The organism is Amycolatopsis sp. NBRC 101858 (genome assembly GCF_030269325.1).
In the GTDB taxonomy this organism is placed as follows: domain Bacteria; phylum Actinomycetota; class Actinomycetes; order Mycobacteriales; family Pseudonocardiaceae; genus Amycolatopsis; species Amycolatopsis ponsaeliensis.
Genome location: NZ_BSTD01000003.1, coordinates 806,373 through 823,845, shown reverse-complemented (window position 1 = coordinate 823,845; position 17,473 = coordinate 806,373). Strand labels below are relative to the sequence as shown.

Genomic DNA, 17,473 nt, shown 5'->3' with positions numbered 1-17,473 from the left:
CGGTGACCCAGCCCTACCCGCAGTACCCACCGCCGCCCCACGGCTGGGTGCCGAACTACGGGCCGCCGCCGGACAACAACCTGGTCTGGGCGATCCTGGCGACGGTGATGTGCTGCCTGCCGTTGGGTATCGTCGCCATCGTGAAGGCGAGCCAGGTCAACTCCCTGTGGTTCCAGGGCTTCCACGCCGAAGCGCACCGGGCCGCCGACGAAGCCCGCAAGTGGGCGATGTGGTCGGCGATCTCCTCCGGCATCCTGCTCGCGCTCTACCTGGTGTTCATCCTGGTCATGTTCGCCTTCGTCGGCGTCTCGTTCTGGTCGCTGATGCCATGACGACCGTCTACACGGGATACCCCGCCCGCGGCGCCAAGGCCACCCTGCGCGCGCTCAGCGCCCCGATGGCCGTCGTCGGCGGGCTCGGCGTGTGCTGCGCGGCGGTCCTGATCGGCGACCCCACCACCCCCGGCGGCTGGCTCCCGGTCTGCCCGACCAAGGCGCTGCTCGGCATCGACTGCCCCGGCTGCGGCGGCATGCGGATGGCGTACAGCCTGATGCACGGCGACCTGCCCGCGGCCCTGCACTACAACGCCGTGTCGCTCGTGTTCATCCTGCTCTTCGTCTGGAGCACGATCGCCTGGACGGTCGGGCGGCTGCGCGGCCGCTGGGTGAACAGCTGGCTGCACTGGCGCTGGACCCCGCTGACCGTCGGCGTCGTGTTCGTCGTCTGGTTCGTCATTCGCAACCTCCCGTTCGCCCCGTTCACCGGCCTGCGCGTCTGAATTCGACGCACGGGAACCGCTTCGCCACGCACCGCGTCGGAGGCTCGTCCGGTTCACCCGGACAGTGGATGCCTGGCAGCGCGGCCGCAGGTGAACCGAGTACGCTCCCGCGGACCAGTGCCGTACATTCGCACCGGATTCCGCGCGCAGCGTGCGGTGGAGTGATCAGCGAGGGGGATACCCAGATGACCGATCCCTACGGTCAGCAGCCGTTCGGGCAGCAGCCCGGCGGCCAGCAGCCGTTCGGACAGCCGCCGCCCGGTCAGGCGCCGCCGCCGTACGGGCAGGCCGCGCCCTACGGGCAGCCGGCGCCGTTCGGCCAGCCGGGAAACCCCTTCGGCGCACCGCAGAACTACGCGAACTGGGGCCAGCGCGCGCTGGGCTGGCTCATCGACATGGGGCCGCTGGCCCTGCTGTACCTGATCTTCATCATCGTGGCGATCATGGGGAAGATCGGCATCCTGCAGATCGTCGTCATTCTCGGCACGCTCGCCTGGATCGGCTGGGCGGTCTTCAACCGCTGGATCCAGCAGGGCAACACCGGCCAGTCGCTCGGCAAGCGCGTCGCGAAGATCAAGCTCGTCAGCGAGGCCACCGGGCAGCCGATCGGCGCCGGCATGGCGTTCGTCCGCGACCTCGCCCACTTCGTCGACGGCGTCATCTGCTACGTCGGCTGGCTGTGGCCGCTGTGGGACGACAAGTCCCAGACCCTCGCCGACAAGATCGTCGGCACGGTCGTCGTCAACGCCGACGACGCCGGCCCCTACGGGCAGCCCGGCACGGGCCAGCCCGGCGCGCAGCCGTTCGCCGGTGGCTACCCGCCGCCCGGGCAGCAGCCCGGCCAGTTCGGCCAGCAGCCCGGCGGGTTCCCGCAGCAGACCCCGTCCGGCGGCTTCGACCAGCCGCAGCCGGGTGGGTTCCCGCAGCAGCCCGCGCCGGGTGGCTTCGGGCAGCAGCCGCAGCCGGGCGGGTTCGACCAGCCGCAGTCCGGTGGCTTCGGCCAGCCGCTGGCGCCGCCGCCCGGCCAGCAGCCGCCGTCCGCCTTCGACGAGCAGGCCGAACGCACCCAGATGCTCCGCCCCGAAGGCCAGGGCGAACCCGAAGCCACCCAGAAGCTCCAACCGGGCCAGTTCGGCCAGCCGCCGAACGACCAGCCGCCGCACCACTGAAGCAAGCCGTTTCCGCACCACCGCCGGAGTGACCCGGCGGACGTTCACGAGTAATTGGGGTAGACGTTCATGACCAATCCCTACGGCCAGCAGCAGCCGCCCTACGGCCAGCAGCCGCAGTCCGGTGGTTTCCAGCAGCCGCAGCAGCCCGGCTACGGGCCGCCGTCGGGCGGGATGCCCGCCTACGGCCAGCCCGCGCCGTACGGCCAGCCCCCGACCGGCGGCTTCGGCACGCCCGGCTACGGCATGCCCGGCGGTGGCGACATCAACGCCATCAAGGACTACAAAGGCTGGGCGATCGCTTCGCTCTTCCTGGGCGGCCTCATCCTCGGCATCTTCGCGATCATGAAGTCGAACGAGGTCGGCACGTACAAGATGCAGGGCAACTACATGATGGCGGAGCAGGCGTCGCGCACCACCAAGACGCTCTGCCTGATCTCCACCATCCTGGGCAGCATCGGCTGCGTCGTGGCGATCATCGTGATCATCGCCTCGGCGGTGGCCGTCAGCACCTGCTACGGCTACTACTGCTGATCCTGTGATTCCGCGGGGCGCACCACCCCGGCATCGCCTGCGAGTGGGACGATGGCGGGGTGGTGAACCTCTACCGCGACACCGGGGTGGTGTTGCGCACGCACAAGCTGGGTGAGGCCGACCGGATCGTCACCCTGCTCACGCGCCGGCACGGCAAGGTCCGCGCCGTCGCGAAGGGCGTGCGGCGGACGTCTTCGCGGTTCGGGGCCCGGCTGGAGCCGTTCGGCCACGTCGACGTGCAGTTCTACACCGGGCGCACGCTCGACGTGATCACCCAGGTCGAGACCGTGGACGCCTTCGCGCTGCCGCTGGTCGCCGACTACCAGCGCTACACCGCGGCCAGCGCGATCGCCGAAACCGCGGACCGGCTCTCGGCCGAAGAGGGCGAACCGGTGCTCAAGCTCTACCTCCTCGTCTGCGGCGCACTGCGGTCCCTCGCCGCCGGGGAGCGTGACGCGTCCCTCGTGCTCGACGCGTTCTTCCTCCGCGCGATGTCCTACGCCGGCTGGGCGCCCGCGCTCACCGAATGCGCCCGCTGCGGCCTGCCCGGGCCGCACGTCGCGTTCAGCGTCACGGCCGGCGGCTCGATGTGCCAGGACTGCCGCGTGCCCGGCTGCGTGCACCCCGCGCCCGAGGTCATCGACCTGCTCACCGCTCTCCTGCACGGCGAATGGCCGCTGGCCGAGTCGGCCCTGCCGGGCACCCGCCGCGACGCGAGCGGCCTGGTCGCGGCCCACCTGCAATGGCATCTGGAGCGGCAGCTCCGGTCCTTGCCCCTGGTCGAGCGACGCGCTCGGGAGCCTGTGGTGCGCGGGCAGTAGGGTCGGGCCTGATCGGTTTTCACCCATCCAGGGAGGCTCGCAGTGCTGCGCAGGGGACGCGAGAACAAGGCGTCGCGGTACGAACTGCGAGCCCCGGATCCGCACCCGTCCGGCGCGAAGCCGCCGGAAATCCCGCGCGAGCTGGTCCCGAAGCACGTCGCGCTGGTCATGGACGGCAACGGCCGCTGGGCCAACCAGCGCGGCCTGCCGCGGATCGAAGGCCACAAGCGCGGCGAAGCGGTGATGATCGACGTCGCCGCCGGCGCGGTCGAGATCGGCGTCAAGTGGCTCTCGGTGTACGCGTTCTCGACGGAGAACTGGAAGCGCAGCCCCGAAGAGGTGCGGTTCCTGATGGGCTTCAACCGCGACACCATCCGCCGCCAGGTCGACTACCTCGGCTCGATCGGCGTGCGCATCCGCTGGGCCGGGCGGCGGCCGAAGCTCTGGGCGTCGGTGATCAAGGAGCTGCAGGCGGCCGAGGAGAAGACCAAGCACAACACGGCGCTGAACATGACGATGTGCGTCAACTACGGCGGCCGCGCCGAGCTGGGCGACGCGATGCAGCGGATCGCGCGGGACGTCGCGGACGGCAAGCTGGACCCCGCGAAGGTCACCGAGAAGACCATCGGCAAGTACCTGTACCAGCCGGACATGCCGGACGTGGACCTGTTCCTGCGGCCCTCGGGCGAGCAGCGGACGTCGAACTTCCTGCTGTGGCAATCGGCCTACGCCGAGATGGTCTACCAGGACACGCTGTTCCCGGACTTCGACCGGACGCACCTGTGGCGCGCGTGCCTGGAGTTCGCCAAGCGGGATCGCCGCTTCGGTGCCGCTGTCGACCAGGCGTCTTCGTCATGAGCGCGACCGAAGCGGCCGAGACCGCGGAGCTGCTGACGCAGGCGAAGGAGTCGCTCGAGCGCTACCTCGAGGTGCACGTCGACGACGACGGCGCGCTGACGTTCTCCCACGGCGACGTCCCGTGCGTGATCCAGGCGACCCGGCTCGGCGAGGGGCTGACCGTGCTGACGCTGACCTGCGTGGTCGGCTGGGACCTCGCGGACGGGCCGGAGCTGTCGATCGCCGTCGCCGAGCGGGCGGGACAGGGGCTGTTCGGGACGCTGGGTGTCGGGCACTCGGACAACGGCGTGGACGTGACGCTGCGGTACGCGTTCCCGGCGGCGGGCCTGGACGCGGCGGCGCTCGGGACGCTGCTGATGCTGGTCGTGTCGACGGCGTCGCAGCTGCGGACCGATTTGCCGGGAATCGTGCCCGGCGAGTAACCCACTCGGGGCGGCTTTTCGTCGCGAACGGCGGATTCCGGCCGGAATCCGGCACTTCTCGACCGTTCGCGGCTGTGCGGCGCTCTCGCTGTCGGACCGTGCTGGCATCATCGCCTTCGTGAACATCGTTTCCGACTCGGCCCGGCGCACCCGCCGGTTCCGCATCAGCTCTGTCGAGGTGCTGTGCGCGATCCTGCTGGTCGCGATCCTGGCCCAGGGCTGGCTGCAGCGGGCGTTCGACGTGCCCGCGCTGCGCACCGGCTCGACCGTGTTCGTCGCGGTCTGCGTGCAGGCCCTGCCGTTCCTCGTGCTGGGCGTGCTGATCAGCGGGGCGATCGCGGCGTTCGTGCCGGCCCGGGTCCTGGAGAAGGTGCTGCCCCGGCGAGCCGGCGCGGCGGTCGGGGTCGCGGGGCTGGCCGGGGTCGCGCTGCCGGGCTGCGAGTGCGCTTCGGTGCCGGTGGCGCGCCGGCTGATGGGGCAGGGCGTGGCACCGGCGGCGGCGCTGACGTTCCTGCTGGCGGCGCCGGCGGTGAACCCGGTGGTGCTGGTGGCGACGGCGGTGGCGTTCCCGGGCCGGCCGGAGATGGTGCTGGCGCGCTTCGCGGGTTCACTGGCGACGGCGATGGTGATGGGCTGGCTGTGGGCCCGCTGGGGCAAGCTGGAGTGGATCACCGCCCGCGCGCTGCGGCGCTTGCCGGAGGTGGCGAGCGGGCAGCGGTGGCGGGTGTTCGCCGAGACGGCCCGCACGGACCTGGTCGAGGCGGGCGGGTTCCTGGTGCTGGGGGCGCTGATCTCGTCGGCGCTGAACGTGCTGGTGCCGGCGCGCTGGTTCGGGGTGCTGGGCGAGCAGCTGGTGCTGGGCATCGTGGTGATGGCGGTGCTGGCGGTGGTGCTGGCGCTGTGCAGCGAGGCGGACGCGTTCGTGGCGGCCTCGCTGACGGCGATGCCGATGCTGCCGAAGCTGGTGTTCCTGGTGGTGGGCCCGGCGGTGGACGTGAAGCTGTTCGCGTTGCAGGCAGGCACGTTCGGCAAGTCATTCGCGGCCCGCTTCGCCCCGGCGACGTTCGTGGTGGCGGTGGCGTGCGCCGTGGTGGCGGGCTTGGTGGTGGGGGTGTCATGACGAATCCGGCTGATTCGATGGCTGGTTCGCGGGTGTCGGCACGCCGCTCTCGCGGTGCGGGCGTGGGCCGGGAGCCGCTGCTCGCGGGGCGGGGGTTGCGGTCGGGTCACTTCCCGGGCTCTGGCGTGGGCCGGAAGTCTCAGGCGGACACCGAGTCGCCGCCTGCTGGGCGCGTTGCTGGGTTCGGCGGCCGTGCGCGGTCGTTGCCGGGGGCCGGCTGGAGGCTGGCGTTAGGCAAGGTGTTGTTGCGTGCCGGACGGGGACTGCGGTCCGGCGGCTTCTGGGGCTCGGGCGTGAGCCGGAAGTCCTTGGCACACAACGAGTTGCCGCCTGCCGCGGCTATCGGTGGCCGGCCGCGGTCGCTGCTGGCGGTGGAGGCGCCGTTTGTCTCGCCGATCGCCGGGTTCGGTCCCTCGCGCCGTCACTCCTCGACCCTGGAGGCCGCGTGAAGCGCGAAACCCAGAACATCCTGCTGATCCTGCTCGGCGGTGCGCTGGTCAAGATCGCGGTCAACGGCGACTACCTGCGGTACGTCAAGCCGGCGCAACAGCCGTGGATCATCGCCGGCGGGGCCGTCATGGTGCTGCTCGGGGCCGTCGCCGTCGTGCGCGATCTCCTGGCCGTGCGGGCCAAAGCCGCCGCCGCGCCGGACCACGACGAGCACCACGAGCACTCCCACTCGGCGCGGCCCGCCTGGCTGCTGCTGGTGCCGGTGCTGGCCGTCTTCCTCGTCGCGCCGCCCGCGCTCGGCGCTGACTCCGTGCTCCGCACCGAGGCGCGGGTCCCGGCGAGCGCGGCCGCCGCCAACGCTGCCGCCTTCCCGCCGTTGCCCACCGGGAACGTCGTGCCGCTGACGGTGAACGAGTTCGTCAGCCGGGCGGGCTGGGACGCGGCCGGCACCCTCGACAACCGCACCGTCTCCCTGACCGGCTTCATCGTGCACACCGGCGGCCGCACGCTGCTGGCCCGCCTGGTGATCAGCTGCTGCGCGGCGGACGCGTTCCCGGTGACGGTGCACCTCCGCGGCGGCGAAGCCGACTACCTGGCGAGCGACGCGTGGATCCGGGTGACGGGCCAGGTCGTCCCCGGCACGGCCACGAAGGACAACAGCTACACGCCGGACTTCACGCTGGCCTCGATGGCGACGGTCCCGGCCCCGAAGGACCCCTACGAGTACTGAGCGCCGGTCAGTGCTCCGCGCAAGTCCCGGTGATCTCCACCGTGTGCGAGATCTCCGAAAAGCCGTGCTCGGCCGCGATCTTCTCCGCCCAGCGCTCCACCGCCGGGCCCTCGACCTCGACCGTCCGCCCGCACAGGCGGCACACCAGGTGATGGTGGTGGTGGGCCGAGCAGCGCCGGTAGATCGCCTCGCCCGAATCCGTGCGGAGCACGTCGATCTCGCCCGCCTCCGAGAGCGACTGCAGCGTGCGGTACACCGTCGTCAGGCCGATGCCGTCGCCGCGTTTGCGCAGCTCGTCGTGCAGTTCCTGGGCCGACCGGAAGTCGTCGACGGTGCTCAGCAGCTCGACGACCGCGGCCCGCTGGCGGGTCGAACGGCGCCCGGGCACCGGGGCCTGGCCACGCGGGGCGACGGTGTTCATCACTTTCCTTCCTGCACGTGGGCGACGGCGTCGACGACGATGTGCGCCAGGTGGTCGTCGGCGAGCCGGTAGACGACCTCGCGGCCGCGGCGCTCGCCCTGGACCACCCCGGCGGTCTTCAGCACCCGCAGGTGCTGGCTGATCAGCGGCTGGGCGACGTCGAGGGCGTCCACCAGCTCGTGCACGCACCGGTCGGCCGCGCGCAGCTGCAGCACGATCGCGATCCGGACCGGCGCCGCCAGCGCGCGCAGCAGGTCGCCGGCGTCGGTGAGGACCGACGACGGCGGGTGCGCCGGTGCCACGGCCGCCGCCGGCGCGCACTCCGCGAGGCCCGGCTGGGCGCCACCTCCGGTGACTGTCGCCATTCCCGCCTCCCCGCTGCTCGTCATCGCCGCCGGCGACCATGAATTCCGTAGTCATTGCCGATAACGGCACCACCCATCCTAGTGTTCCCCGCGGTAGCACCCACTCCGTCAGCTCGCCTTGCGAACTACGGCCGGTCGTATTGCTCCATTCGGGTGAGTTCGTGGGATATTGCCACTTCGGCTTCGCATGTCGTGGCCGACGGTGCAAGGTTGTCGCGGAGCGTTTCGTCGCTTCTCGTACGCTGGCGACCCGCCCGAACGACCGCAGTGGGGAGACATGACCCGTTTCGCAAGCAAGGCAGCCGCGCTGACGGCCGTCCTCTTCCCGCTGGTCGGCGCCGGGGTCGCCGGGGCGCAGGGCCAGGCCGTCGACGAGAAGACCGGGCCGGTCTCGTTCGCGAACATCGCGTCGGTCCGGATCGGCGGCGAAGGCCAGCACGGCGGCGCCCTGATCACCGAGACCCAGCGCTCCCCGCTGCTGCCCGGCCAGTCGAAGCTCGGCACGGACCGCGTCACGGTCCCCAAGGACGACGGCGAGCGCGCCACCTTCGGCGGGCACTACCAGATCGACCTCGGCCGCTACACCAACGGCAATCCCTACCCGGCGGGCGTCGCGAGCCGCGACCACAACGTCGTCGCCGCGCTGCAGGCGACCACCGTGCCCACCGCCGTCGCCGAGACCAGCTACGCGCTGCGCGACAACTGGCAGGGCGGCGCGAAGGCGGCCGACAACACCGTGCTCGTGCTCGAAGGCGCGAAGACGGCGGTGGACTGCACCGCGCCGTCGAAGCTGACCGGCACGTCGTCGGTGACCCGGCTGTGGGTGCGCCAGGACGGCGGGCTCGGCATCGTCCCGATGCCCGGCGGCACCGCCGGCCTCGAGCTGAAGAACCTGCGGCTCGGCCCGCCCGGCGACATCGCGAACGCGAGCAAGGACACCACCCTCTCCGACCTCAAGCTGACCCGCGTCGGCGCGTTCGACCAGCTGATCCGCCAGGACGGCTGGCGAGGCGGCGACTACACCGCCGTCGCCGGCTGGCGCGTCGAGATCACCACCCACGTCAAGGACGCGGCCGGCGCCGCGTTACAGGACGTCCAGACGAACATCGTGCTCGGCGGGGTCAGCTGCTCGGTGCCGAAGGGCTTCGTCGCGAAGGCGGGAAACACCGGCGGCGGCACGAGCGCGACGCAGGCCGCGGTGCCGACGCAGGTCCCGGCCGGGTACCTCGGCGCGGCCGCACCCGACACGGGCGGGGACGGCTCGCGCGTCCCGCTCGGCATCGGGCTGCTCTTCGGCGGGGTGTTCTTCGGGGCCGTCGCGCTGCTGCTCGGCAGGCGGCGCAAGTCCGGGACGGACTAGGTGCTGCGCACCGGGCTGGCCGCCGTCTCGGCGGCGCTGGCCGTGGCCGCCTTCGCGGCCGGGGTCATCGTGCTGACCTGGCTGCCGCCGACGGCCACGCAGGCCGCCGCGCCCCCGCCCGGCTCGCTGCCGGGGGAGAACGCGGCCCCGGCCGTGCTGCCCGCGGACAGCGAGTCCGCCGCGCAGCAGCGCCCGGGCACGGTCCGGCTGCCCGACGGCGCCACCGCCCGCCTGGTCCGCACGGAGCTCACCGACCGCGGCGTGCTCCCGATCCCGCGCGGCCTGGGCGACGCGGCCTGGTGGGGCGCGAAGCTGGGCGCGGCCCAGGGCGCGGCGCTGCTGTCCGGGCACGTGAACTGGGAAGGGCAGCGGGGGCCGTTCGACGAGCTCTGGCGCATGCGCGACGGCGACGAGGTGAGCGTGGTCGACGCGCGGGGCGGCCGCTGGGTCTACCGCGTCGACACCGTGACGACGCTGCCGAAGGAGACGCTGCCGGAGCAGGCCGCGAAGTGGTTCGGCCAGGACGGCCCGCACCGCCTGGTGCTGGTGACCTGCGGCGGCGACTACGTCGGCGGCACCGAGGGCTACGACGAGAACCGCCTGGTCACGGCCCGGCTGGTGACGCGCCCCACGGGCTGACCGAGTTCGGTGCAACCTCCTGCGCCCGCCGGCGCATGTGTGTCTTCGCAACGGCACGACAGCGAAGGAGCACAAGCGCATGCAGGAGCAGAGTCCGGCGGAGCGGAAGCAGGGCCCCGGCCGCTGGTGGATCGTCGGCGTCGCCGGCGCTTTCTTGGTCGCGGCGCTCGTCGCCACGCTGCTCATCTTCACCGGAAAGGATGAACCGGCCGGTGCGAACGGCACGACCACGCCGGTGGCGGCCGCCGACCAGCCCGCGAAGCAGGACACCGGTCAGGCTCCCGCGCAGCTGTCCCTGCCCGGTGGCGGAGCCGCGAAGCTCGTCCAGGAGGACCTCGACGACGCGGGCGCCCTCAAGATCCCCGAAGGCCTCGACGAAGCCGCGTGGTGGGGCGCGAAGCTGGGCGCCGACCACGGGGTCGCCCTGCTGTCCGGGCACGTGAACTGGAAGGGCAAGAAGGGCCCGTTCACCGAGCTCTGGCAGGTCAAGCAGGGCCAGGAGGTCAAGCTGACCGACGCCGCGGGCGGTGCCTGGGTCTACCGGGTCGACGCGGCCGAGACCATCCACAAGTCCGAGCTGGCCGGCCGCTCGGAGCAGCTGTTCGACCCGGACGGCCCGCACAAGCTGCTCCTGGTCACCTGCGGTGGCGAGTACGTCGGCGGGAGCGAGGGGTACGAGGACAACCGGGTCGTCACGGCATCGCTGGTGTCCCGGCCGTAGCCTGCGCGAAAAGCCCTGGGCCCAGGCGGATACCCTGGACGTTCTAGTCCGATAACCGTCCCCGCATGCTTCCGGAGCGTGGAGTGCCCACGAACACCATCGATACCGTAGTCAGCCTGTGCAAGCGCCGTGGTTTCGTCTTCCCCAGCGGAGAGATCTACGGCGGTACCCGCTCGGCGTGGGACTACGGGCCGCTCGGGGTCGAGCTCAAGGACAACATCAAGCGCCAGTGGTGGAAGACCGTGGTCCAGGGCCGCGACGACGTCGTCGGCCTCGACTCCTCGGTGATCCTGCCGCGGCAGGTGTGGGTGGCTTCGGGGCACGTCAACGTGTTCACCGACCCGCTGATCGAGTGCCTCTCGTGCCACAAGCGGTTCCGCGCCGACCAGCTCGCCGAGGAGTACTCGGCGCGCAGCGGCAAGGAGACCTCCGAGGACGACCTGTCCGACGTGCCGTGCCCGAACTGCGGCACCCGTGGCAAGTACACGGCGCCGCGGGACTTCAACATGATGCTGAAGACCTACCTCGGCCCGGTGGAGTCCGAAGAGGGCCTGCACTACCTCCGCCCGGAGACGGCGCAGGGCATCTTCGTCAACTTCTCGAACGTCCAGACGACGACGCGGAAGAAGCCGCCGTTCGGCATCGGCCAGATCGGCAAGTCGTTCCGCAACGAGATCACGCCGGGCAACTTCATCTTCCGGACGCGCGAGTTCGAGCAGATGGAGATGGAGTTCTTCGTCGAGCCGGGCGAGGACGAGACCTGGCACCAGTACTGGATCGACGAGCGCACGAAGTGGTACACCGACCTCGGCATCAAGGCCGAGAACCTGCGCCACTTCGAGCACCCGAAGGAAAAGCTCTCGCACTACGCGAAGCGCACCGTCGACATCGAGTACCGGTTCGCGTTCAACGCCGGGCAGGAGTGGGGTGAGCTCGAAGGCATCGCCAACCGCACCGACTTCGACCTGACCACGCACTCGAACCACTCGGGCCAGGACCTGTCGTTCTTCGACCAGGCCTCGGGCCAGCGGTACCGGCCGTTCGTCATCGAGCCGGCGGCGGGTGTCGGCCGGTCGATGATGGCCTTCATGGTCGACGCCTACCACGAGGAAGAGGTGCCGAACGCCAAGGGCGGCACCGACACCCGCGTGGTGCTGAAGCTCGACCCGCGGCTCTCGCCGTTCAAGGCCGCGGTGCTGCCGCTCTCGCGCAACGCCGACCTGACCCCGAAGGCGAAGGCCGTCGCCGACCTGCTGCGCAAGCACTGGAACATCGACTTCGACGACGCCGGGTCGATCGGCAAGCGCTACCGCCGCCAGGAGGAGATCGGCACGCCGTACTGCGTGACGGTCGACTTCGACAGCCTCGAGGACGACGCCGTCACGGTCCGCGACCGCGACAGCATGGCGCAGGAACGCGTCGCGATCGACAAGCTGGAGTCCTACCTGGCCGGCCGTCTGATCGGCTGCTGAACCACCCGCTGCCCGGGTACCCCTGACACCTGTCACGGTCAGAACGTGACGCACGATCCGGGGACCCGGGCCTCCCGGGCGGCAGCCTGGGGGCATGCGAGAAAACGACATCCAGGCGGTGGCGGCGGGGGCCGCGGTCCACCTCACCGGCCTGCGCAAGCACTACGGCGAAGTCCACGCGGTCGACGGCGTCGACCTGACGATCGCCCCGGGCGAGGTGGTCGCCCTGCTCGGCCCCAACGGCGCCGGCAAGTCCACCACCGTCGACATGATCCTCGGCCTGACCACGCCGGACGCGGGTGACGTGCGCGTCTTCGGCCGCAAGCCGATCGACGCGGTCCGCGCCGGCCTGATCGGCGCGATGCTGCAGGGCGGCGCCCTGATGGACGACCTGACCGTCGGGGAGACCGTCGGCATGGTCGCGGCCCTGCACCGCCGGCCGATGCCGGTGGCCGAGGCCCTGCGCGCCGCCGGGGTCGACGAGCTGGCCGGCCGCCGCGCGAACAAGCTCTCCGGTGGGCAGAAGCAGCGCGTGCGCTTTGCCGTCGCCCTGGTCAGCAACCCCGACCTGCTGATCCTCGACGAGCCGACGGCCGCGATGGACGTCGGGACCCGCCGCGAGTTCTGGCAGTCGATGTACTCGTTCACCGAGTCCGGCCGCACGGTCGTGTTCGCCACGCACTACCTCGAAGAAGCCGAGGAGTTCGCCGACCGCGTCGTGCTGATGCGGCGTGGCCGCGTCGTCGCCGACGGGTCGGTCGCCGAGGTGCGCGCGCTCGCCGGCGGCCGCACGCTGCGGGCCGCCGTCCCCGGCGCCGCAGAAGCCGTGATCGCGGCGCTGCCCGGCGTCAAGGAGTTCGAGCTGCGCGGTGACCGCGTCGCGATCTCCACCGGCGACTCCGACGCGACGCTGTGGGCGCTCAAAGCCGCGGTGCCCGCCGTGCACGACGTCGAAATCAGCGCCGTCGGCCTCGAAGGCGCCTTCCTCTCCCTGACCGCCGACGAGACCCCGGAGTCCGTGCGATGAACGCCGCCTACCTGTTCACCGAGATCCGCCGGAACTTCCGGGCGCCGCGGTTCCTGATCTTCGTCATCGCGTTCCCGGTGCTGATGTTCCTGTTGCAGGCCAACGTCTTCGTGAAGGCGGACGCGCCCGACCACGCGCTGTTCACCGCCGTGGTCATGATCAACATGATGACCTTCGGCACGTTCGCCGCGGCCAACACCAGTGGCGCCCGGCTCGCGATCGAGCGGGCGCTCGGCTGGCAGCGGCAGCTGCGGCTGACCCCGCTGACCGGCACGGGCTACCTGGCCGGGAAGGGCATTTCGGGCATGCTCGTCGGCCTGCCCGCGCTGATCCTCGTGCCGCTGCTGGCCGTCACCGTCGAGGGCGTGCACCTCGACGCCTCGGGCTGGATCCGGATCTTCGCCGGGATCTTCCTCGGCACGATCCCGCTCGTGCTGCTCGGCCTGCTGATCGGGCAGTTCGGCACGCCCGAGTCGATGCAGCCGATCAACATGCTCGTCACCCTCGGCATGGGCTTCCTGGGCGGGCTGTGGATCCCGATCGAGACCATGCCGTCCTGGATGCACGACCTCGCGCAGATCATGCCGACGTACTGGGTGCTGCAGCTGGCCCGGCCCGCGGTGACCACCGACATGGTCGTGTCGCTGCCGAACGCGGTGGCGGTGCTCGCGGGGTGGACGGTCGTGCTGGGGGCGCTGGTGATCAGGCGTTACCGTAAGGACAGCGCCCGGGTCTGAGGGCCGGGGACGGGGAATGGGAACGGCGATGGCCAAGGACGAAGCGCAGCAGTACGGGCTGGGCCACCACGAAACGTGGTGGGAGGACCCGCCGCCCAACCGGGGCCGCAGCGGGCCGGACAAGCTCCGGTGGCCGATCCTGTCGGTCGTGTTTACCCTGCCGTATCTCATCCCGGTGACGAAGTCGCTGCTGGCCCGGGACCCGGTGACGCCGGAGGTGGTGGCGCTGTGGGTGCTCGTCTACGCCGTCGCGATCTCGTACGCGCTGTTCCCGCTGGCGTTCGACCGCGGCCGCCCGTTCCGGTTCGCCTACAGCATCTGGATGCTCGCACTGGGCCTCGCCGTGGTCGGCGCGACGCACGCCAACCCGTTCGTCATGCTCTACGGCACCGCCGCGCTGGTGTTCCTGCTGCCGCTGGCGTGGGTGGTGCTCCTCGACGGCGCGGCGCTGCTGATCGGGGCCGGGATCCTGCTGCTGGACGGCCGGTTCGCGGACAACTGGGGTGACCTGGTCACCGTCGGGTCGGTGACGCTGGCGATGTTCTTCATGTCCAGCCTGGTCCGGGCGGTCCGGCGGCTGCAGCTGGCCAACGAGGAGATCGCCACGCTCGCGGTGGCGAACGAACGCGAGCGCGTCGCCCGTGACCTGCACGACCTGCTCGGGCACAGCCTCACCACGATCACCGTCAAGGCGGGGCTGGCCCGGCGGGTGCTGGAGAGCGCCGGCGACATCCCGCGCGCGGTCGAGGAGATCCGCGAGGTCGAGGGCCTCACGCGCAGCGCGCTGTCCGACGTCCGCGCCACCGTGTCGGAGTACCGCGAGGTGTCGTTGTCGGCCGAGATCGTCGGCGCCCGGGCCGCGTTGCGGGCCGCGGAGATCGACGCCGACCTGCCGCACGCGGTCGACAACGTGCGCCCGGAGTTCCAGAGCGTCTTCGGGTACGTGCTGCGCGAGGCCGTGACGAACGTGCTGCGGCACTCCGGCGCGAAGCTGGTCAAGGTGAAGCTGGGGGACACCTGGCTGGAGGTCGAGGACGACGGGCGGGCCACCGAGGTCGTGCCGGGCAACGGCCTGCGCGGGCTGACCGAGCGGCTGGCCGCGGCCGGGGGCACCCTGCGCGCGTCGGCCCGGCCCGGGGGAGGATTGCTGGTGCGGGCGGAGATCCCGCTGCCGGAACCCCGCGCGGCCGCCCCGGCCGTGCGCGCCGAACCCGCGGGAGGACTCGCTTGATCCGGGTGTTGCTGGCCGACGACCAGGCCATGGTGCGCGGGGCGCTGGCCACCGTGCTGGGCCTGGAATCGGACATCGAGGTGGTCGGGCAGGTCGGTTCCGGTGACGAGGTGGTGGCCGCCGCGCGTGAGGTCAAGCCCGACGTCGCCCTGCTCGACGTGCAGATGCCGGGCAAGGACGGGCTCGAGGCGGCGGCCGACCTGCGAGCGGCGCTCCCGTCGTGCCGGGTGATCATCTGCACGACGTTCGGCAGGCCCGGCTACCTGGCGCGCGCGATGGCGGCGGGCGCGGCCGGGTTCGTCGTCAAGGACGCCCCGCCCGAGCAGCTCGTCGAGGCCGTCCGGCGAGTCCACAGTGGACTCCGGGTGGTGGACCCGGCGCTGGCCGCCGAGTCGCTGGCCACCGGGGCCAGCCCGCTGACCGTACGGGAGCGGGATGTGCTGCGGGAAGCCAAGGACGGCAGCACGGTCGCCGACGTCGCGCGGGCCCTGCACCTGTCGGAAGGGACCGTCCGCAACCACCTGTCGGCCGCGATCGGCAAGACCGGCGCGCGGACGCGGGCCGAAGCGGTGCGGGTCTCGGAGGAGCGCGGCTGGCTCTGAGCGGCCACCGGCCTTCTGACAAGATGGGCCGGGTGGGTACCGCTGAACGCACCAAACCGACGCTCGCGAGCTGGGCGCGCCGGATCGCCTTCGGCACGGTCCTCATGCTGCTCGCGCTCGTCGGCGGCACGGCGTTCCGCGTCTGGCAGGTCGCGCGCGTGAACGACCGGACCCCCGCCGACGTCATCGTGGTGCTGGGGGCGGCGCAGTACAACGGCAAGCCGTCGGACATCTACGCGGCCAGGCTGGTCAAGGCGAAGCAGCTCTACGACTCGGGCGTCGCGAAGACGATCGTCACCGCGGGCGGCAAGAAGGCCGAGGACAACTTCACCGAGGCCCGGGCCGGCCAGCTGTGGCTGACCCGCCACGGCGTGCCGTCCGCCGCGACGCTGGCCGTCGGCGAGGGCAGCGACACGCTGCGCAGCCTCCGGGCGGTCGCGGACGAGGTCCAGGGGCGCGGCTGGCACACGGCCGTGCTGGTCAGCGACCCGTGGCACTCGTTCCGGGCCCGGACCATGGCCGACGACCTGGGGCTGGACGCCTGGACCGCGCCGACGCACAGCGGGCCGATCGTGCAGGAGCGCGTCACCCAGGTGCGCTACATCGTCCGCGAGACCGGCGCGCTGCTGTACTACCGGCTGACGAAGACCCCGGCCGACGATCTCTTCGCCACGTTCCTGGGCTGAGAACTGTCGGTGGCCGCGTTTAGGCTGGTCGGGTGGACTACACCGAGCACGACACCGCCCGCCTGCTGCCGGAACCGGCCAAGGGCGCGGCGCTGCCCGGCACGCGCGCGGACGGGCGCAGCGCGTTCTCCCGCGACCGGGCCCGCGTGCTGCACTCGGCGGCGCTGCGGCGGCTCGCCGGCAAGACCCAGGTGGTCGGGCCGGGGGAGGGCGCCGAGGTCACCGGCGTCCCGCGCACCCGGCTGACGCATTCGCTGGAGGTCGCGCAGATCGGGCGGGGCATCGCCGAGGAGCTGGGCGCCGACCCGGACCTCGTCGACACCGCGGGGCTGGCGCACGACATCGGGCACCCGCCGTTCGGGCACAACGGCGAGCGCGCGCTCGACGAGGTGGCCACCGCGTGCGGCGGCTTCGAGGGCAACGCGCAGACGTTGCGCATCCTCACCCGGCTGGAGCCGAAGCTGATTTCCGCCGAGGGTGACCCGGTGGGGCTCAACCTGACCCGCGCGTGCCTGGACGCGACCACGAAGTACCCGTGGCCGCGCAAGCCGGGGCAGGTGAAGTACGGCGTGTACGCCGACGACGTCCCGGTGTTCTCCTGGGTCCGGTCCGGGGCGCCGGACGAGCAGACGTGTTTGGAAGCCCAGATCATGGACTGGGCGGACGACGTCGCGTATTCGGTGCACGACGTCGAAGACGGGGTGCTGGCCGGCCGGATCAAGCTGCGCGTGCTGGCCCACCCGGACGAGCGCGCGGCCGTCGCCGAGGCCGCGGCCAAGCACTTCTCGGCGCAGTCGGTGTCCACTTTGGAGGATGCGGCGGCGGAGCTGCTGGCGCTGCCGGTGGTGGCGGCGCTGACGTCGGCGGAGCCGGACGGTTCCCCGGGCGCGCAGGTGGCGTTGAAGCGGCTGACGAGCGAGCTGGTCGGCCGCTTCACGACGGCGGCGGTCACGGGCACCCGCGCGGAGTTCGGCGAGGGGCCGCTGGGGCGTTACCGGGCGCGGCTGTGCGTCCCCGAGCAGGTGGCCGCGGAGGTGGCGCTGCTGAAGGCGCTGGCGCTGCGGTACGTGATGAGCGACCGCCGCCGGCTGGCGATGCAGGAGGGCCAGCGCGAGCTGCTGGTGGAGCTCGTTCACGCGCTGGCCCGCCGGGCCCCGGAGTCCCTGGACCCGCTGTTCGTCCCCGCCTGGAAGGCGGCCCGCGACGACGCGGGGTTGCTGCGGGTGGTGATCGACCAGGTCGCTTCCCTCACCGACGCGCAGGCCCACACGTGGTACTCCTGGCACGTGACCCGCCACCACCGCTGACGGGCCGGGCCCGGTTCGCTGGC

21 protein-coding genes are annotated in these 17,473 nt (G+C 71.9%); 19 read left to right on the top strand and 2 right to left on the bottom strand.

Annotated elements, in window-relative coordinates; all coding sequences use genetic code 11:
- The first annotated feature begins 2 nt into the window (after positions 1–2).
- The 9 genes from QSK39_RS26995 to QSK39_RS26955 all read left to right on the top strand — a co-directional run bounded on the left by QSK39_RS26995 (position 3) and on the right by QSK39_RS26955 (position 6,882).
- The gene (locus tag QSK39_RS26995) at positions 3–332 is read left to right on the top strand and encodes a CD225/dispanin family protein (RefSeq protein ID WP_285480613.1); all 330 of its coding nucleotides are present in this window, start codon (positions 3–5) and stop codon (positions 330–332) included.
- Positions 329–778 carry a DUF2752 domain-containing protein gene (locus QSK39_RS26990; protein WP_285480612.1) on the top strand — a complete coding sequence of 150 codons (450 nt, stop codon included), beginning with the start codon at positions 329–331 and terminating at the stop codon, positions 776–778. Before QSK39_RS26995 ends, QSK39_RS26990 begins: the two co-directional genes overlap by 4 nt.
- Positions 779–963: 185 nt before the next feature.
- A complete protein-coding gene (locus tag QSK39_RS26985) occupies positions 964–1,947 on the top strand; it encodes an RDD family protein (protein WP_285480611.1) in 984 nt (327 codons plus the stop codon).
- 69 nt (positions 1,948–2,016) lie between these two features.
- Complete coding sequence (locus QSK39_RS26980) at positions 2,017–2,481, top strand: CD225/dispanin family protein (RefSeq protein WP_285480610.1); 465 nt, start codon at positions 2,017–2,019, stop codon at positions 2,479–2,481.
- A gap of 59 nt (positions 2,482–2,540) precedes the next feature.
- On the top strand, positions 2,541–3,302 hold the full coding sequence (recO, locus tag QSK39_RS26975) for a DNA repair protein RecO (protein ID WP_285480609.1): 762 nt from the start codon (positions 2,541–2,543) through the stop codon (positions 3,300–3,302).
- Positions 3,303–3,344: 42 nt separating this feature from the next.
- Positions 3,345–4,160, top strand: a complete 816-nt coding sequence (locus QSK39_RS26970) for an isoprenyl transferase (protein ID WP_285480608.1) — start codon at positions 3,345–3,347, stop codon at positions 4,158–4,160.
- The gene (locus QSK39_RS26965; protein WP_284741966.1) at positions 4,157–4,582 is read left to right on the top strand and encodes a YbjN domain-containing protein; all 426 of its coding nucleotides are present in this window, start codon (positions 4,157–4,159) and stop codon (positions 4,580–4,582) included. The genes QSK39_RS26970 and QSK39_RS26965 overlap by 4 nt, the downstream gene beginning before the upstream one ends.
- Positions 4,583–4,700: 118 nt before the next feature.
- On the top strand, positions 4,701–5,702 hold the full coding sequence (locus tag QSK39_RS26960) for a permease (RefSeq protein ID WP_285480607.1): 1,002 nt from the start codon (positions 4,701–4,703) through the stop codon (positions 5,700–5,702).
- A 445-nt stretch (positions 5,703–6,147) separates the two neighbouring features.
- Positions 6,148–6,882: a TIGR03943 family putative permease subunit gene (locus tag QSK39_RS26955; protein ID WP_285480606.1), complete on the top strand. Its 735-nt coding sequence runs from the start codon at positions 6,148–6,150 to the stop codon at positions 6,880–6,882.
- 7 nt (positions 6,883–6,889) lie between these two features.
- Here the strand turns inward: QSK39_RS26955 and QSK39_RS26950 are convergent, their stop codons facing one another.
- Both QSK39_RS26950 and QSK39_RS26945 read right to left on the bottom strand, forming a co-directional pair.
- Complete coding sequence (locus QSK39_RS26950) at positions 6,890–7,303, bottom strand: Fur family transcriptional regulator (RefSeq protein ID WP_284741963.1); 414 nt, start codon at positions 7,301–7,303, stop codon at positions 6,890–6,892.
- The gene (locus QSK39_RS26945; RefSeq protein ID WP_285480605.1) at positions 7,303–7,668 is read right to left on the bottom strand and encodes an ArsR/SmtB family transcription factor; all 366 of its coding nucleotides are present in this window, start codon (positions 7,666–7,668) and stop codon (positions 7,303–7,305) included. The genes QSK39_RS26950 and QSK39_RS26945 overlap by 1 nt, the downstream gene beginning before the upstream one ends.
- A gap of 277 nt (positions 7,669–7,945) precedes the next feature.
- Here QSK39_RS26945 and QSK39_RS26940 point away from each other — a divergent pair, with 277 nt between their 5' ends.
- The 10 genes from QSK39_RS26940 to QSK39_RS26895 all read left to right on the top strand — a co-directional run bounded on the left by QSK39_RS26940 (position 7,946) and on the right by QSK39_RS26895 (position 17,450).
- Positions 7,946–9,028, top strand: coding sequence for an LPXTG cell wall anchor domain-containing protein (locus QSK39_RS26940; protein WP_285480604.1), 1,083 nt, complete (start codon positions 7,946–7,948; stop codon positions 9,026–9,028).
- The gene (locus tag QSK39_RS26935; protein WP_285480603.1) at positions 9,029–9,667 is read left to right on the top strand and encodes a class F sortase; all 639 of its coding nucleotides are present in this window, start codon (positions 9,029–9,031) and stop codon (positions 9,665–9,667) included.
- A gap of 79 nt (positions 9,668–9,746) precedes the next feature.
- Positions 9,747–10,388, top strand: a complete 642-nt coding sequence (locus QSK39_RS26930) for a class F sortase (protein ID WP_285480602.1) — start codon at positions 9,747–9,749, stop codon at positions 10,386–10,388.
- 83 nt (positions 10,389–10,471) lie between these two features.
- Positions 10,472–11,860 (top strand): glycine--tRNA ligase, encoded by a 1,389-nt coding sequence (locus QSK39_RS26925; protein ID WP_285480601.1) that lies wholly within the window; start codon positions 10,472–10,474, stop codon positions 11,858–11,860.
- Positions 11,861–11,954: 94 nt separating this feature from the next.
- A complete protein-coding gene (locus QSK39_RS26920; RefSeq protein WP_285480600.1) occupies positions 11,955–12,887 on the top strand; it encodes an ABC transporter ATP-binding protein in 933 nt (310 codons plus the stop codon).
- Positions 12,884–13,624, top strand: coding sequence for an ABC transporter permease (locus tag QSK39_RS26915; RefSeq protein ID WP_285480599.1), 741 nt, complete (start codon positions 12,884–12,886; stop codon positions 13,622–13,624). The genes QSK39_RS26920 and QSK39_RS26915 overlap by 4 nt, the downstream gene beginning before the upstream one ends.
- A gap of 28 nt (positions 13,625–13,652) precedes the next feature.
- Positions 13,653–14,855 carry a sensor histidine kinase gene (locus QSK39_RS26910; protein ID WP_285480598.1) on the top strand — a complete coding sequence of 401 codons (1,203 nt, stop codon included), beginning with the start codon at positions 13,653–13,655 and terminating at the stop codon, positions 14,853–14,855.
- Positions 14,852–15,457, top strand: coding sequence for a response regulator transcription factor (locus QSK39_RS26905; protein ID WP_285480597.1), 606 nt, complete (start codon positions 14,852–14,854; stop codon positions 15,455–15,457). Before QSK39_RS26910 ends, QSK39_RS26905 begins: the two co-directional genes overlap by 4 nt.
- A 32-nt stretch (positions 15,458–15,489) precedes the next feature.
- On the top strand, positions 15,490–16,143 hold the full coding sequence (locus QSK39_RS26900) for a YdcF family protein (RefSeq protein WP_285480596.1): 654 nt from the start codon (positions 15,490–15,492) through the stop codon (positions 16,141–16,143).
- A 32-nt stretch (positions 16,144–16,175) separates the two neighbouring features.
- Positions 16,176–17,450, top strand: a complete 1,275-nt coding sequence (locus QSK39_RS26895) for a deoxyguanosinetriphosphate triphosphohydrolase (protein WP_285480595.1) — start codon at positions 16,176–16,178, stop codon at positions 17,448–17,450.
- Positions 17,451–17,473 lie beyond the last annotated feature (23 nt).